This is a genomic window from Caulobacter sp. D5, assembly GCF_003185805.1.
Taxonomy (GTDB): Bacteria; Pseudomonadota; Alphaproteobacteria; order Caulobacterales; family Caulobacteraceae; genus Caulobacter.
Genome location: NZ_QHJY01000582.1, coordinates 1 through 1,381, shown reverse-complemented (window position 1 = coordinate 1,381; position 1,381 = coordinate 1). Strand labels below are relative to the sequence as shown.

Here is a 1,381-nt window from a genome sequence, read left to right as displayed (position 1 = left end):
CGCCGCCAAAGCCGGACCTGCCGCCGCTCCAGCGCCGCCCGATCGCGCAACGACCGTTCGGCCAGCCGCGCGTCCAGATAGGCGGCGGCGATCCGGCCGGCGCGGGCCAGGCTCAAGGGGCCTCCGCGGTCGCCGCCGCCTCCCGGCAGTGCGAAGGGGTCAGCACCACTTCGGGCGCTCGCCCGTGCAGAGAGTGCAGGTCAGCAAGGGTGGCGCGATAGCGGTCGGTGCGGCCCAGCAGGGCGGTCGTGAAGGCCGGCGGCGGGCGGTTCTCGCGGATCGCCTTCAGCGACCAGGCCGCGTCGCCGACGAAGAACCACAGCCGATCGTCGCTTCCCCGCGCCGCCAGGCCCCAGTGGCCGGGGCAATGGCCGGGCAGCTCGACGGCGATCAGGCTGCCGTCGCCCAGCAGGTCGGCGCCGGTCTCGAACGGGGCCAACTCGGCGGGCAGGGCGCAACGCGGCCGGTCCTCGAAGAACACCGCCCGCGCCTCGACATCGGCCGGCAGCAGCCCGGCCAGCAGCCCCCGCCGCACGCCGGCGAACCGTCCCAGCCCCTGGATCTGCTCCAGCCCCGCGCGGGCGCAGAGGATCTTCGCGTTCGGAAACGCCGGCAGCCCCGCCACGTGGTCGCCGTGGAAGTGCGAGACGATGACGCCCTGGATGTCGTCCGGCGTCAGGCCGAAGCGCCCGATCTGGCGGGCTGCGGGCTCGTCCTCGCCCAGGGTCACGGGCGTGGCCAGCGCATAGAGCTTTTCGGGCCAGCGGCGGGTGGCGCGGAAGAAGGCCGGGTCGTAGCCGGTGTCCCACAGCAGCGGCCCCGCCGTCGGGTGCAGGATCAGGGCGGTCAGGGCCGGGAAGTCGACCGGGCACAGGCTGCCGCCGCGCAGGGCCGCGGCCTCCGGATGCACGCAGGCGCCGGCTTTCAGCAGGTGGATCTCGCTGCGCACGGCGCTCATGCCCGCGATCCTTCGGCCCAGCGGCGGGCCAGTTCAAGGGCGGCGGCGATGGCGTCGTGGCGGGGCGTCCAGCCCAGGTCGCGCCGGGCGGCGGTCAGGTCGAAGGTCTGGGAGAAGGCCAGGGTCGCCGCGCCGTAGCGGGTGATCGGCGGCTCGGGCCGGCCGGGCAGCAGGGCCGCGACGCCCTCGGCCAGGGCGGCTCCGGCGTAAAGCAGTGGCCAGGGCGCCGACATCAGCTTCAATGATCGTCCGGTCGCCGCCGCCAGATCGAGGGCGAAATCCCGCACGCTGACCGCCGTCCCGCCCGAGACGTTGAACGCCCGGCCGCCGACCGCCGCGCGCCGCTGGTCGGCCAGCACCAGGGCCTGGGCCGCGTCGCGCATGTCGGTCAGCTCCACCAGCGCCCCCCCGCCGCGCGGCAGT

2 protein-coding genes are annotated in these 1,381 nt (G+C 75.5%); both read right to left on the bottom strand.

Going from position 1 to position 1,381, the window contains the following annotated elements; translation table 11 throughout:
* Positions 1-112 precede the first annotated feature (112 nt).
* Positions 113-958, bottom strand: coding sequence for an MBL fold metallo-hydrolase (locus DMC18_RS25495; protein ID WP_110133440.1), 846 nt, complete (start codon positions 956-958; stop codon positions 113-115).
* Positions 955-1,381, bottom strand: a 427-nt coding sequence (locus tag DMC18_RS26445) for a hypothetical protein (protein ID WP_199232643.1), incomplete at its 5' end; no start/stop codon positions are given. The genes DMC18_RS26445 and DMC18_RS25495, both read right to left, overlap by 4 nt.